Genomic DNA, 13,077 nt, shown 5'->3' on the forward strand with positions numbered 1-13,077 from the left:
GCGCGCGGGCTGCCGGGTTTCGGGGTGATCAGCTGTTAGTAGTTGTTCGTATGAGACGTCATGCCGTAGTGCTGAGCTGTGCGGCCGTACTGTCGGCCGGACTCGGTTCGCTCGCGCTGACCGGTCCGCCGGCCGCCGTCGCGCCCGACGCGCTGGCCAGCTCCCAGCTGGTGCAGCTGCGGAACCAGTCGGTGCCCGCGATCGGTCTCGACGCTTTCACCGGCACGTACGGGGAGGCCGACAGCACCGCGATCGGCGACACGGACGACGGTGACTTCAGCGACCCCGACGGGGTGCTGAACCTGATCACCATCGCGACCCAGGTGGCGCGGACCGACGCGGCGGACTCCAAGTACTACGGGCAGGCCCAGCTCACCGCGCTGGTGGTGCACTTCCGGAGCAAGGACCTGGTCGCGATCAGGTCGACCGGCGGCAGCGGGGTGGCCGCCCTCGACTCGTACGCCGAGTGCGTGCCACCGCCGATCGGCCCGTTCGCGCTGGCGTACAACCGGACCAACGGCGGCCAGATCACCGTGCTCGGGCAGGTGGTGCCGGTCGGTACCACGACGCTGAACATCACCGGCGCGGACCTGGACGTGCCGACGATCGGGGCCAGCACGCTCACGGTGGTGGTGACACCACATCAGGACCCGGCGGCCCAGAGCCGGCAGGCGACGGCGGAGGCGTGGCTCGACATCCGGGTCTCCGGCACACTCAACGACACCGGCGGGGCCCGGGTCTACCAGGGTGAGATCTCCTCGATGCGGCTGGGCGAGGTGCACGCCCGCTGCGACGCGGCTCCGCCGACGCCCACACCCACGCCCACCCCGACGCCCACTCCCACGCCCACCCCGACTCCCACACCTACCCCGACTCCCACGCCGACACCGACTCCCACGCCGAGCCCGACTCCCACCCCGGTGCCGAGCCCGTCCCCGAGCAGCGCCTCGCCCACCCCCGTGCCGCCGCCGGACGGTGGTGGCGACGGGGAGCTGCCGGACACCGGCGGACCGGGCTGGGGCCCGCCGCTGGCGGCGGTCCTGCTGGCCGGTGCGGGCACCGCACTGGTGCTGGCCGGACGCCGGCTGCGCCGCTGACGGTGGGTCAGGCCGGGTAGGCGTGGGTCTGGGTGGCCTTGACGGCGGCCCAGACCAGGCTGCCCGGCGCCAGGTCGAGTTCGGCCACGGCGGTGGGGGTCAGATCGGCGGCCATCGGCAGCGCGCCGGTCAGGTCGACCCTGACCTGGTCGCCGTGCAGGTCGAGCCCGGCCACCTCCAGCTGCCAGACGTTGCGCGCGCTGGAGTCGGGCCGGCTCCGGTGCAGCGTGACGGCGGCGGGCGGGAACGCGACGAAGGCGGGCCCGGTCAGCTCCTCGGTGGTGGCCAGCACCGGGCCGCCGTCCGGGAGGGTGACGGTGTGTCCGGCGGCGGTGCCCTGGTAGAGGTTGAGGCCGACCAGCCGGGCGATGTAGTCGGTGCGCGGGTGCCGGGCGATCTCGGCCGGGGTGCCGGACTGGACCTCGCGGCCGTCCTCGATCACCACCAGCCGGTCGGCGAGCACCATGGCGTCCAGCGGGTCGTGGGTGACCAGCACCGCGACCGCCTCGAACTCGCGGAGGTGCCGCCGGAGCTGGGAGCGGACGTCCAGCCGGGTCCGGGCGTCCAGCGCGGCGAGCGGCTCGTCCAGCAGCAGCAGCCTGGGGCGGACGGCGAGCGCCCGGGCCAGCGCGACCCGCTGGGCCTGCCCGCCGGAGAGCGCGCCCGGCCTGGCCTGGGCGTGCTCGGCCAGGCCCATCCGCTCCAGCCAGGGCAGCGCGGCCTCCCGGGAGGCGCGTCGGCCCAGGCCCCGGCAGCGCGGCCCGAAGGCGACGTTGTCCAGGGCGGACAGGTGCGGGAAGAGCAGGTAGTCCTGGAACACCACGCCGACCGGACGTCGCTCGGCGGGCGTGTGCACCCCCGTGTCCGGCTCCTCCAGGGTGCTGCCGTCGAGCCGCAGGTGACCGTCCGTCAGCGGGAGCAGCCCGGCCAGCGCCCGGAGCGCGGTGGACTTTCCCGCGCCGTTCGGGCCGAGCAGGGCGATCACCTCGCCGGGCCCGGCCCGCAGCCCGAGGTCGAGCCGGAAGCCCGAGCGGGTGGCGTGGCCGGGGCGTTCGACCACCAGGCGGGCGTCCAGCGAGATGTTCATCGGCCTCTCCGGGGCGGGACGGAAGACGGGCAGGAGGTCTCCCCTCCGGAACTCCTGCCCGTCATGGTCATGAGCCGGACATCCACCGGCCGCGCAGGCCCGCCAGCACGGTGATGGAGACCGCCAGCAGCACCAGGCTGAGCGCGATCGCCGCCTCCGGTTCGGACTCCATCGCCAGGTAGACCGCCAGCGGCATGGTCTGGGTCTGGCCGGGGAAGTTGCCGGCGAAGGTGATGGTGGCGCCGAACTCGCCGAGCGCGCGGGCCCAGGCGAGCACCGAACCGGCCGCGATGCCCGGGGCGATCAGCGGCAGGGTGACCCGGCGGAACGCGGTCAGCCGGGAGGCGCCCAGGGTGGCGGCGGCCTCCTCGTACCGGGGGTCGGCGGCCCGCAGCGCGCCCTCGACGCTGATCACCAGGAACGGCATCGCGACGAACGCCTCGGCCAACACCACGCCGGAGGTGTGGAACGGCAGGGTGATCCCGAAGGCCGAGTCCAGCCAGCGCCCGGCGATGCCGTTGCGGCCGAGCACCAGCAGCAGGGCCACCCCGCCGACCACCGGCGGCAGCACCAGCGGCAGGGTGACCAGCGCCCGGACGAACCGCCGCCCGGGGAACTCCGTCCTGGCCAGCAGCCAGGCCAGCGGCACCCCGAGCAGCAGGGACAGCGCGGTCGCCGCCGTCGCGCAGATCAGCGAGAGTCGCAGCGCCTCCCAGACCTCGGGGCTGGTGAGCTGCCTGGGCAGGTCACTCCACGGGGCCCGGATCAGCAGCCCGACCAGCGGCAGCACCAGGAAGGCGAGGCCGAGCAGGGCGGGCAGCAGGAGCGCGAACGGCGCTCGCCGGAACGCGGGTCGTGCGGGTGTCACGGTGCCTGGAAGCCCGCCGCGGTGAGCACCCGTCGGGCGTCGGCGGACTGGATGTAGGCGGCGAACGCGGCGGCGCCGTCGGCGTTGGGGGCCTTGGTCAGCGCGGCGATCGGGTAGTCGTTGACGGCCTTGGCGGCCTCGGGGAAGTCCACGCCGTCGATCTTCGCAGCATCGGCGATCACATCGGTCTTGTACACGAGCGAAGCGTCCACCTCGCCGAGCTCGACCTTGGTCAGGGCGCCCTTGACGTCCTGCTCCAGGGTGACCGGGGTGAGGTTGACCTCGCCCGCCTTGAGGGCGGTCACGGCGGCGGCGCCGCACGGCACCTCCTTCGCGCAGAGCGCGACCTTGAGCCCGGCGCCGGCCAGGTCCTTCAGCGCGGCGATGTGCTTGGGGTTGCCCTTGGGGACCGCGATGGCGAGCGTGTTGCGGACGAAGACCTTGGAGTCGGCCGCCGCCTTGGCGTCGGTGACGGTCTTCATGGTGGCCGGGCTGGCCGCCGCGAACACGTCGGCGGGCGCGCCCGAGACGATGCTCTGGGCCAGCGCGGAGCTGCCGCCGAAGTTGAACTTCACGGTGACGCCCGGGTAGGCGGTCTCGAACTTCTTGCCCAGCTCGGTGAAGCTCTCCTTCAGCGAGGCGGCCGCGAAGACGGTGACCGTGCCGGAGAGCTTGGGGCCACCGGAGGCCGAGGCGGACGCCGAGGGGGTGTCGGAGCTGCTGCTGCACGCGGTCAGCCCGGCGGCCAGCGCGAGTGCGGTGACGGCCAAGGCGGTGCGGCGGACGGTGATGGACATGCGGGTGGTCCCCTCTTACTTCCGGTGAGGCGATCATAGTGCCGCAAGATCGGTCCAAAAATCCCCTGTCTCATCGCACGGGCCAGGTGGAAGACCGGAACGGGCCAGCATGTGCGAAGCGACTAGTGCCGTGCCCGGCATGGACTGCCGCGTCGCGCCGCCCGGCACGCACTCTCGCCGTACCGGTCAAAGGCCCAAGTAGCTCCGCTACGAGTGGCCTTCGTCCGGCACGCCGAGAGCACCCACCGAACGACGTGACGAGGCAGTCCATGCCGGGCACGGCACTAGCAGCACATTCCGGCCCTTCTGTGCTGACAGGGGGTCAGCTAACTTGGTGGGACACGTACAAGTGTTCAGTGACCAGGGGGTTCTCTTGCCGACCACTCAGATCCCGGGCCCGACCGGGGTGCCGCTGCTGGGCTCGATGTTCGACCTGAAACGCGATCCGCTCGGTACCTACCTGGGCGCCCAGCGGGAGTACGGCGACGTGGTGCGGTTCACCGCCGGGCCGCCCGGGCTGCGGGCGGAGTTCTACGGGATCTACTCGCCGGAGGGGGCCCAGCAGGTGCTGGCCGGCCAGGCGGCCAACTTCCGCAAGGAGAACACCTTCTACGAGGAGATCCGGCAGAGCTTCGGCAACGGCCTGCTGACCTCGCAGGACGCCGACTACCAGCGCCAGCGCCGGCTGATCCAGCCGCTCTTCACCCGCCGCCGGGTGGACGGCTACGCCGAGGCGATCGCGGTGGAGACCGAGCTGATGGTCGAGCGCTGGGCCGCCGAGCCGAGCGGCACGGTGGACGCGGTGGACGAGATGTCCCGGTACGCCCTGCGGACGGTGGCCCGGATCCTGTTCGGTGCCGACCTGGAGGCCGCGCTGGACTCGGTCCGGGTGAACTTCCCGGTGATCAACCACTACGTCACCGCCCGGGCCTTCCAGCCCCGGCGCATCCCGCGCAGCTGGCCGACGCCGACCAACAGGCAGGCGGCGGCCGCCGAGCAGGCCCTGTTCGCGGTCTGCGACACCATCATCGCGGCGCGCGGGGCCTCCGCCGCCGAGGCCCAGGACCTGCTCGGCCTGCTGGCCGCGGCCCGGGACGAGGACGGCGCACGGCTGGATGTGACCGAGCTGCGCGAGCAGGTCCTGATCTTCCTGCTGGCCGGCCACGAGACCACCGCCACCTCGCTGACCTTCGCCCTGCACCTGCTCGGCCACCACCCCGAGGTGCAGCGCCGGGTCCGCACCGAGCTGGACGCGGTGTTCGCCGACGGGCACCGACCGACCGCCGCCGACTACAACGACCTGCCGTACCTGACCATGGTGCTCAAGGAGGCGATGCGGCTCTACCCGGCCGCGCCGGTGATCGGCCGGCTCGCGGTCGCGGAGTGCGTGATCGGCGACACCGTGATCCCGGCCGGGGCCAACGTGATGGTCGCCCCGTACGTGGTGCACCGGCACGCCGGGCACTGGAAGGACCCGGAGGGCTTCGACCCCGAGCGGTTCACCCCGGAGGCGGAGGCCGGCCGGCACCGGTACGCCTGGTTCCCGTTCGGCGGCGGGCCGCGCGCCTGCATCGGCCAGCACTTCTCGATGCTGGAGTCGGTGCTCGGCCTGGCCGGCGTGCTGCGGACCTTCGAGGTGGAGGCGCTGGACGCCCGCGAGGTGCCGCTGAGCCACGGCATCACGCTGGAGGCGGCCGGGCCGGTGCGGATCAGGCTGACCCGGCGGTAGGCCCGGAGTGCGGGGTGCCGTCCCGACGGTCGTGGTCGGGGCGGCGCACGGGGCGGGTGTGACGGTTGGTCAGTCGTGCGCCCGGCGCACAACACCCGCTCCAGTGCAGCACATTCGAGCTCCGGCGTGGGCTGTTTTTCACATCTTCGCGTAACCGCCTGTGATCGATCGGTAGCGTCCGGCGCATCCGAATTCGACATCGCACAGGCGACCGGCACCCGGCCGAGTCGTCCGGAGGCCCGATGGGACACCTGGACCACTTCAGCTTCGGCTGGCCGACCCCGGCCATCTCCTACGCGATGGCCTGCGTCGGCGCCGCGCTGGGCCTGCGCTGCACCCTGCGGGCGCTCTCCGCCACCGGCGCCTCCCGGCGGAACTGGCTGATCACCGCCGCCGCCGCGATCGGTTCGGGCATCTGGACCATGCACTTCATCGCGATGTTCGGCTTCACGGTGGACGGTACCGAGCTGCGCTACAACGTGCCGCTCACCGTGCTGAGCCTGCTGGTCGCCGTCCTGGTGGTCGGGCTCGGCGTCTTCGCCGTCGCGTACGGGCGGCACCGGGGCCGGTCGCTGCTGCTCGGCGGGCTGATCACGGGGGTCGGGGTGGCGGCCATGCACTACCTCGGGATGGCGGCCGTCCGGCTGCACGGCACGGTCGACTACGACCTCGGCACGGTCGCGCTCTCGGTGCTGATCGCGATCGGGGCGGCGACCGCCGCGCTCTGGGCCGCCGTCACCATCCGCAACGTGTACGCGGCCGGGGCCGCCGCGCTGGTGATGGGCATCGCGGTGAGCTGTATGCACTACACCGGCATGGCCGCCGTGCAGGTCGAACTGCACCCGTCCCGGGCCGAGTTGGGCGGGGCGACGCCGATGCAGTTCATCTTCCCGCTGGCGGTCGGGCTCGGCTCCTTCCTGTTCCTGACCTCCGCCTTCGTCGCGCTCTCGCCGACCGCGCAGGAACGTGCCGCCTACCGGGAGGCCGGCCGGCTGGCGAGCGAGGAGCTCGACCGGGCGGCGTGAGCCCGCCACCCCGGCCACGACCGTCGACCACTCACCACCGAAAGGGCCCTGAGCACATGGGAACCCACGCGGGCCCGCCCGCCCGGGAGGCCGCCGCCGTCCCCCGACCCGCCGCGCACGCGCTGCTGCGGCGGCTGCGCCCCCGCACCGTACGCGCCAGGATCGTCGCCCTGCTGATGGTCCCGGTGGTCTCCGTGATGGCCCTCTGGTCCTTCGCCACCGTGACCACCGCGCAGCAGGTCTGGGACCTGCTGCGGCTCCAGCAGGTGAACGGCGAACTGCTCGACCCGGTGAACGCCACCGTGACCGGCCTGCAGGCTGAACGGGTCTCCGCCGGGCTGCAGTTGGCCGCGCCTGGGGCCGGTCGCGAGGCGGCACTCCGGGAGGCCGCCGAGACCACCGACCGGGCGGTCGCCCCGCTCGGGATCGGCGTCGGCTACAACCGGGCCGACGCCCGGGGCCTCGGCGCCGAGGCGGCCGACCGGGTGGACGCGCTGGGCGCGGCCGTCAGCGGTCTGACCGAGCTGCGCCGCCGGGTGACCGAACGTTCCGTCAGCTGGGCCGAGACCTATGCCGCGTACACCGCCGCGATCGACCGCGCCTTCGAGGTGACCGGTGCCACCACCTCGCTCCAGGACCACCGGGTGGCCTCGGACGGCCGGGTGCTGCTGGAGTTCGCCCGCTCCCGCGAACTCCTGGCCAGGGAGGACGCGTTGCTCCGCACCGGCCTGCGGACCGGCCTGCTGCTCGAGTCCCAGCGGGCCGAGTTCGCCGCCGCCGTCTACGCCCGCCGGCTGTTCGAGCAGACCGCCGCCCCAGACCTGCGCCCGGCGGACCGGGCCGCGCTGCTCGCGGTCCTGAACGGCACCGACCACCGCGGGCTGGTCCGGTACGAGGATGCCGTCCGCTCCGCCGTGGACGGCCGGGCCGCGGTCGACGCGGTGAGCGCCGAGCAGTGGTCGGTGGCCGCCGACAACGTGGCCCGCACCCTGCGCGCGGTGGAGACCAACGCCGGTACGGCCGCTGCCGCGCAGGCCCACCCGTACGGGCTCGGGCTGTTCAGCGCCTCCGGTGCCGCCGTACTGCTCGGCCTGCTCGCGGTGATCGCCTCGCTGCTGATCTCGGTGCAGATCGGCCGTGGTCTGGTCACCGAGCTGATCGGGCTGCGGAACTCCGCGCTGGAGCTGGCCGGTCGCAAACTCCCGGGCACCATGCGGCGGTTGCGCGCGGGCGAGGAGATCGACGTGGAGACCGAGGCGCCGCTGCGCCGGCACGGCGCGGACGAGATCGGGCAGGTGCACGGTGCGCTCGGCTCGGTCCAGCGGGCGGCGGTGACGGCGGCGGTCGAGCGGGCCGAGGTGCTCTCCGGCGTCTCCGGGGTCTTCGTCAACCTGGCCCGGCGCAGCCAGGTCCTGGTGCACCGTCAGCTCACCCTGCTGGACACCATGGAGCGGCGTACCGAGGACCCGGCCGAGTTGGAGGACCTGTTCCGGCTTGACCACCTCACCACCCGGATGCGGCGGCACGCCGAGGGCCTGATCATCCTCTCCGGGGCGGCCCCGGGCCGGGGTTGGCGCAATCCGGTGCCGCTGATGGACGTGGTGCGGGCGGCGGTCTCCGAGGTCGAGGAGTACGCCCGGGTCGAGGTGCACCGCCTCCCGTACGCGGCGGTGGCCGGGCAGGCGGTCGCCGACCTGACCCACCTGGTGGCCGAACTGGTGGAGAACGCCACCGGGTTCTCGCCCCCGCACACCAAGGTGCACGTCCGGGGCGAGCAGGTCGGCAACGGCTACGCGCTGGAGATCGAGGACCGGGGCCTCGGGATGGGTCCGGAGGCGCTGGCCGACGCCAACCGGCGGATCGAGGCGGCCCAGCAGGTCGACCTGTTCGACAGCGACCGGCTCGGCCTGTTCGTGGTCAGCCGGCTGGCCCGCCGCCAGGACGTCCGGGTCTCGCTGCGGACCTCCGCGTACGGCGGCACCACGGCGGTCGTGCTGCTGCCCAACGCCCTGCTGGAGAACCCCCGTCCGGAGCGCGAGGCGATCGGGGCCGGGCCGGCCGGGGCCGCTCCGCCGGTGCCTTCGGCGGCGGTGCCCGCGGTCTCCGCGCCGCCGGGCCGGGACGCCTTCGGTGCCGGGTTGCTGCGGCCGACCCCGTTCCCGGCCGTCGCGGCGGCGGTGCCACCGCCGCCGAGCGCGCCGCCCTCGCTGCGCGCCGTACCGGACCCGGCGCCGCGCCCCCGGCCGGGCCGGCCTGCGGTCGCCGAGCCGGAGTCGGAGTCGGAGCCGGAGTCGGAGGACCTGCCGCGCCGGGTCCGGCAGGCCAGCATGGCGCCGCAGCTGCGGGAGGCCCCGGAGCGCCCGCAGATCCGGCCCCGCCCGGACGGCCCGCCCCGGCTGGGCCGCAACCCCGAGGAGGCCCGCGCCGCGATGTCCGCCTACCAGCGCGGCTGGGCCCGGGGGAAGAACCAACGGACCGTCGACAGCACCGAGGGAGAGACCCGATGACCAACGCCGCGGCCCGACCGGGTGAGTTCAACTGGCTGCTCGACGAGCTGGTCTCCCGGGTGGCCCAGATCAGATTCGCCGTGATGCTCTCGGCCGACGGCCTGGCGGTCGGCACCTCGGCCGGGATCGGACGGGAGGACGGCGAGCACCTGGCCGCCGTCGCCTCCGGCTTCCACAGTCTGGCCAAGGGGGCCGCGCGGCACTTCGAGGCGGGTGAAGTCCGGCAGACCATGGTGGAGTTGGAGCACGGCTTCCTGTTCGTCGCGGCGGCCGGCGAGGGCAGCTGCCTGGCCGTGTTCGCGCAGGCCGACGCCGACCTGGGGCTGATCGCCTACGAGATGGCCCGGCTGGTCCGCCGGGTCGGGGAGCACCTGTACACGCCGCCGCGCGCCGGTCGGGGGCGGTGAGCCCGATGCCCTACCCGCAACGCCGCCACCTGCCCGACTCCCCGTTCGGCTTCCCGGCCCCGGCCGAGCCGCACACCCACTGGTACGACGGCGCGGCCGGTCCGATGGTCCGCCCGTACGCGCTGACCAAGGGCCGGACCAGGCCCACCGGGCGGGAGTTCGACCTGATCGCCCTGGTGGTCAGCGACGTCCCGGACAGCCCGGAGCTGCCGATCGGCCCCGAGCACGGCGCGATCCTCGACCTCTGCCGGGACAACGCGCTCTCGGTGGCCGAGATCGCCGCCGAGACCGACCTGCCGCTCGGGGTGGTCCGGGTGCTGCTCGGTGACCTGCTGGACGCCGAGTTCATCCGGGTCAGCCGCCCCGTACCGCCCGCCATGCTCCCCGACGAGCACATCCTCCGTGAGGTCATCAATGGACTCCGCGCGCTCTGAACGCCCCGACGACAGCCCGGCGCTGACCCTGAAGATCCTGGTCGCCGGGGGGTTCGGGGTCGGCAAGACCACCATGGTCGGCTCGGTCAGCGAGATCCGGCCGCTGCGCACCGAGGAGCAGCTCAGCCTCGCCGGGGCCGGGGTGGACGACCTCGGCGGGGTGGAGCAGAAGACCACCACCACGGTGGCGATGGACTTCGGCCGGATCACCATCCGGGACGGGCTCTCGCTCTACCTGTTCGGCACCCCGGGACAGGACCGGTTCTGGTTCCTCTGGGACGAGCTGGCCACCGGTGCGCTGGGCGCGGTGGTGCTGGCCGACACCCGGCGGCTGACCGACTGCTTCCCGGCCGTCGACTTCTTCGAGCACCGGGGCATCCCGTTCGTGGTCGCGGTGAACCGCTTCGCGGGCACCCGGGAGTTCCACCCCGAGGAGGTGTCCCGGGCGCTCGACCTGGACGCCGAGACACCCGTGGTGATCTGCGACGCCCGGCGGCGGGAGTCCGGCAAGGAGGTGCTGATCAACCTGGTCGAGCACGCCGGCCGGGTGCACGCGGCCAGGCTGCTCGCCGAGGTCGGCGGCTGAGCGTTCCCGACCGGGGCGCGCCGAGCCCGCTCGTGGCGTTCCGCTGACGGAGCGTCACGGGTCGTACGCTGAAAATGTGATCACCTACGAGTGCCGCAGACTGCGCACCCTGGCCGACGAGGAACGCTGGCCCGAGCTGCTCGGGCTCTACCGCGAGTCGCGGGCGGTCGGTGTCGCGCTGCGCGGCGAGGCCCAGGGCGCGGCCGAGACCGGGCCGCTCGGCCACCTGATCGCGTACGGGGCGCCGCCGGAGCTGGCGGCCCGGCTGTTCGACCCGGACGGCGGCCCCGGCTCCGCCGCCACGGTGGCCGACCACGACGCCGGGCCGCTCTGGGAGGTGCTGGCGACCCGTCACTCCTGGCGACGGCTGGCCCCGTTGCTCGGTCCCGCGCGGGTCCGGCGGCTGGTCCAGCACACCCGGGTGCTGCTCGGCGAGGAGCTCGACCACGGTGCCGAACCGGACCGGGACGGCGTTCCGCTGACCCTGGAACCCTGGGAGCTGGCGGGCTGGGAGCCGGGCGCCCGGGTCCGCGAGTACCTTCGCACCGGTGGGGCCAGGCGCTCGCTGCTCACCCTGCCGGCCGGCCGGGAGGGGCTCGGCCCGGTCGAACTGCCGGAGCCCGGCACGCTGGTCCGCGAACTGGCGGCGACCAGGCTGCTGGCCGCCGCGGTGCCCTGGGCCACCGCCCGCTGTGTCCGCGGCTCCGGCCCGGCCGCCGCCGCCCGACTCGCCACGTCCGGTCAGGTGACCGGCGGTTACCTCCCGTTCGGGGCGGTCTACCCCGCCCTGCTGCAGGCCGCCTCGGACGGCCCGGCCCGGGGCAGCGCCCAGGGCCGGATCGCGGTCTGGCGGCTGCTCGCCGCGATGACGGGCGAGTCGGCGGTCGGTGAGGTGGAGACCCTGGTGTCCCGTCTGCGCTGCTTCACCTGGCACGAGCCGACGGACGAACTCCGCTTCGTCCACCTGGCCCTGGAGGACCCGGCCACCGGTCTGGCCTGGGCGCTCAGCGGCGCGGTGCACGAGGGGGTCCGCGCCGGACGGTGACGGTGCCGGGTCGGTGCGGGCATGGAGCAGGCCCCGCTCGACCGGGGGCTACCGGGCGGGGGCCTGCCGTTCGAGGGGGTGGGTCAGTGCGTCTTCTCCAGCGCGGGGGCGTCCGGCTGGGCGGGGACGGCGGAGGTGTGACTGTCCACCAGGGTGGTCTCGTCGAAGGGGAGCCGGCCACCGAGGACCTGGTCGAGGCGCTCGCGGTCGAGCTCCTTGGTCCAGTGGCCGATCAGCACGGTGGCGACGGCGTTGCCGGCGAAGTTGGTGAGCGCGCGGGCCTCGGACATGAAGCGGTCGATGCCGACGATCAGGCCGACGCCGTCGACCAGTTCGGGGCGGTGCGACTGCAGGCCGCCGGCCAGGGTGGCGAGGCCGGCGCCGGTGACGCCGGCGGCGCCCTTGCTGGCGATGATCATGAAGAGCAGCAGGCCGAGCTGCTGGCCCAGCGACATCGGCTTGTCGAGCGCCTCGGAGATGAAGATCGAGGCCATCGTCAGGTAGATCGCGGTGCCGTCGAGGTTGAAGCTGTAGCCGGTGGGGACGGTGATGCCGACCACCGGGCGGCTGACGCCGAGGTGCTCCATCTTGGCGATCAGGCGGGGCAGGGCGCTCTCGGAGGAGGAGGTGGAGAGGATCAGCAGGAACTCGCGGCCGAGGTAGCGCAGCAGGGCGAAGATGTTGACGCCGGCCACCAGCCGGAGCAGCAGGCCGAGCACCACGACGACGAAGAGCGCGCAGGTGACGTAGAAGCCGATCATGATGACGGCGAGGCTCTTCAGGGCGGCGGTGCCGGTGGCGCCGACCACTGCGGCGATCGCGCCGAACGCGCCGACCGGCGCCAGCCACATGATCATCGACATGATCCGGAAGACCAGGCGCTGCAGGTGCTCCACCCCGCGCAGCACCGGAGTGCCGACCGGCCCCATCGCCTGCAGGGCGAAGCCGGCCAGCAGGGCGACCAGCAGGGTCTGCAGCACCTTGCCCTCGGTGAGGGCGGAGAAGACCGTGGTGGGGATGATGCCGAGCAGGAAGTCGGTGGTGTCCTGGGCGTGGCCGGCGGTGGCCTGGGCGTGCCCGGCCTTGGCGAGCGCCTGGGTGAGGTGCAGGCCGGAGCCGGGCTCCAGCAGGTTGCCGACCAGCAGGCCGATGCCGAGCGCGACGGTGGACATCAGCAGGAAGTAGCCGAGGGCGAGGCCGCCGACCCGGCCGACCTTGGCGGCCTTGGTGACGGAGCCGATGCCGAGCACGATGGTGCAGAAGATCACCGGGCTGATCATCATCTTGATCAGGTTCACGAAGCCGGTGCCGACCGGCTTCAGGTCCACCGCGAAGTCCGGCGCGGCCAGGCCGACCGCGATACCGGCCAGCACCGCCACGATCACCGCGAGGTAGAGGTAGTGCGTCCGGTCCCGTCTCGGGGCTGCTGTGCTGGTCGTCATGGTGCGGCTCCTTCGCCTGCGGGTGCTGCGGCCCCGGGTGGTTGGGCCGATCC

The 13,077-nt window shown here is 73.7% G+C and carries 12 protein-coding genes; 8 read left to right on the forward strand and 4 right to left on the reverse strand.

What is annotated here, in order from left to right; all coding sequences use genetic code 11:
- Nucleotides 1–50 precede the first annotated feature (50 nt).
- Nucleotides 51–1,097, forward strand: coding sequence for a hypothetical protein (locus OHV05_RS27770; RefSeq protein WP_405020089.1), 1,047 nt, complete (start codon nt 51–53; stop codon nt 1,095–1,097).
- 7 nt (nt 1,098–1,104) lie between these two features.
- Here OHV05_RS27770 and OHV05_RS27775 read toward each other — a convergent pair whose 3' ends face one another.
- The 3 genes from OHV05_RS27775 to modA form a co-directional block, all read right to left on the reverse strand.
- The gene (locus OHV05_RS27775) at nt 1,105–2,184 is read right to left on the reverse strand and encodes an ABC transporter ATP-binding protein (RefSeq protein ID WP_405020090.1); all 1,080 of its coding nucleotides are present in this window, start codon (nt 2,182–2,184) and stop codon (nt 1,105–1,107) included.
- A 67-nt stretch (nt 2,185–2,251) separates the two neighbouring features.
- Nucleotides 2,252–3,052: an ABC transporter permease gene (locus OHV05_RS27780; RefSeq protein WP_405020091.1), complete on the reverse strand. Its 801-nt coding sequence runs from the start codon at nt 3,050–3,052 to the stop codon at nt 2,252–2,254.
- A complete protein-coding gene (modA, locus tag OHV05_RS27785) occupies nt 3,049–3,849 on the reverse strand; it encodes a molybdate ABC transporter substrate-binding protein (RefSeq protein WP_405020092.1) in 801 nt (266 codons plus the stop codon). The genes OHV05_RS27780 and modA overlap by 4 nt, the downstream gene beginning before the upstream one ends.
- Before the next feature lie 373 nt (nt 3,850–4,222).
- On the opposite strand from modA, the gene OHV05_RS27790 reads away from it, so the two are divergent.
- The 7 genes from OHV05_RS27790 (at nt 4,223) to OHV05_RS27820 (ending at nt 11,582) form a co-directional block, all read left to right on the forward strand.
- Nucleotides 4,223–5,578: a cytochrome P450 gene (locus OHV05_RS27790; RefSeq protein ID WP_405020093.1), complete on the forward strand. Its 1,356-nt coding sequence runs from the start codon at nt 4,223–4,225 to the stop codon at nt 5,576–5,578.
- A gap of 242 nt (nt 5,579–5,820) precedes the next feature.
- A complete protein-coding gene (locus OHV05_RS27795; RefSeq protein WP_403032647.1) occupies nt 5,821–6,603 on the forward strand; it encodes an MHYT domain-containing protein in 783 nt (260 codons plus the stop codon).
- A 56-nt stretch (nt 6,604–6,659) separates the two neighbouring features.
- On the forward strand, nt 6,660–9,110 hold the full coding sequence (locus tag OHV05_RS27800; protein WP_405020094.1) for a nitrate- and nitrite sensing domain-containing protein: 2,451 nt from the start codon (nt 6,660–6,662) through the stop codon (nt 9,108–9,110).
- The gene (locus tag OHV05_RS27805; RefSeq protein WP_403032642.1) at nt 9,107–9,517 is read left to right on the forward strand and encodes a roadblock/LC7 domain-containing protein; all 411 of its coding nucleotides are present in this window, start codon (nt 9,107–9,109) and stop codon (nt 9,515–9,517) included. The genes OHV05_RS27800 and OHV05_RS27805 overlap by 4 nt, the downstream gene beginning before the upstream one ends.
- A gap of 5 nt (nt 9,518–9,522) precedes the next feature.
- Complete coding sequence (locus OHV05_RS27810; RefSeq protein WP_403032639.1) at nt 9,523–9,951, forward strand: DUF742 domain-containing protein; 429 nt, start codon at nt 9,523–9,525, stop codon at nt 9,949–9,951.
- Nucleotides 9,932–10,537: a GTP-binding protein gene (locus OHV05_RS27815; RefSeq protein ID WP_403032636.1), complete on the forward strand. Its 606-nt coding sequence runs from the start codon at nt 9,932–9,934 to the stop codon at nt 10,535–10,537. Before OHV05_RS27810 ends, OHV05_RS27815 begins: the two co-directional genes overlap by 20 nt.
- Nucleotides 10,538–10,613: 76 nt before the next feature.
- Nucleotides 10,614–11,582, forward strand: a complete 969-nt coding sequence (locus tag OHV05_RS27820) for a hypothetical protein (protein ID WP_405020095.1) — start codon at nt 10,614–10,616, stop codon at nt 11,580–11,582.
- Between the two features lie 83 nt (nt 11,583–11,665).
- Here the strand turns inward: OHV05_RS27820 and OHV05_RS27825 are convergent, their stop codons facing one another.
- Nucleotides 11,666–13,024, reverse strand: a complete 1,359-nt coding sequence (locus tag OHV05_RS27825) for a cation:dicarboxylate symporter family transporter (protein WP_405020096.1) — start codon at nt 13,022–13,024, stop codon at nt 11,666–11,668.
- Between the last annotated feature and the right edge of the window lie 53 nt (nt 13,025–13,077).

Source organism: Kitasatospora sp. NBC_00070, assembly GCF_045041205.1.
In the GTDB taxonomy this organism is placed as follows: Bacteria; Actinomycetota; Actinomycetes; order Streptomycetales; family Streptomycetaceae; genus Kitasatospora.

What these genes read in the sequence shown, in the direction of transcription:
- OHV05_RS27770 (WP_405020089.1), top strand. Translation starts at nt 51, where the DNA reads ATGAGACGTCATGCCGTAGTGCTGAGCTGTGCGGCCGTACTGTCGGCC.
- OHV05_RS27775 (WP_405020090.1), bottom strand. Translation starts at nt 2,184, where the DNA reads ATGAACATCTCGCTGGACGCCCGCCTGGTGGTCGAACGCCCCGGCCAC.
- modA (WP_405020092.1), bottom strand. Translation starts at nt 3,849, where the DNA reads ATGTCCATCACCGTCCGCCGCACCGCCTTGGCCGTCACCGCACTCGCG.
- OHV05_RS27795 (WP_403032647.1), top strand. Translation starts at nt 5,821, where the DNA reads ATGGGACACCTGGACCACTTCAGCTTCGGCTGGCCGACCCCGGCCATC.
- OHV05_RS27800 (WP_405020094.1), top strand. Translation starts at nt 6,660, where the DNA reads ATGGGAACCCACGCGGGCCCGCCCGCCCGGGAGGCCGCCGCCGTCCCC.
- OHV05_RS27805 (WP_403032642.1), top strand. Translation starts at nt 9,107, where the DNA reads ATGACCAACGCCGCGGCCCGACCGGGTGAGTTCAACTGGCTGCTCGAC.
- OHV05_RS27810 (WP_403032639.1), top strand. Translation starts at nt 9,523, where the DNA reads ATGCCCTACCCGCAACGCCGCCACCTGCCCGACTCCCCGTTCGGCTTC.
- OHV05_RS27815 (WP_403032636.1), top strand. Translation starts at nt 9,932, where the DNA reads ATGGACTCCGCGCGCTCTGAACGCCCCGACGACAGCCCGGCGCTGACC.
- OHV05_RS27825 (WP_405020096.1), bottom strand. Translation starts at nt 13,024, where the DNA reads ATGACGACCAGCACAGCAGCCCCGAGACGGGACCGGACGCACTACCTC.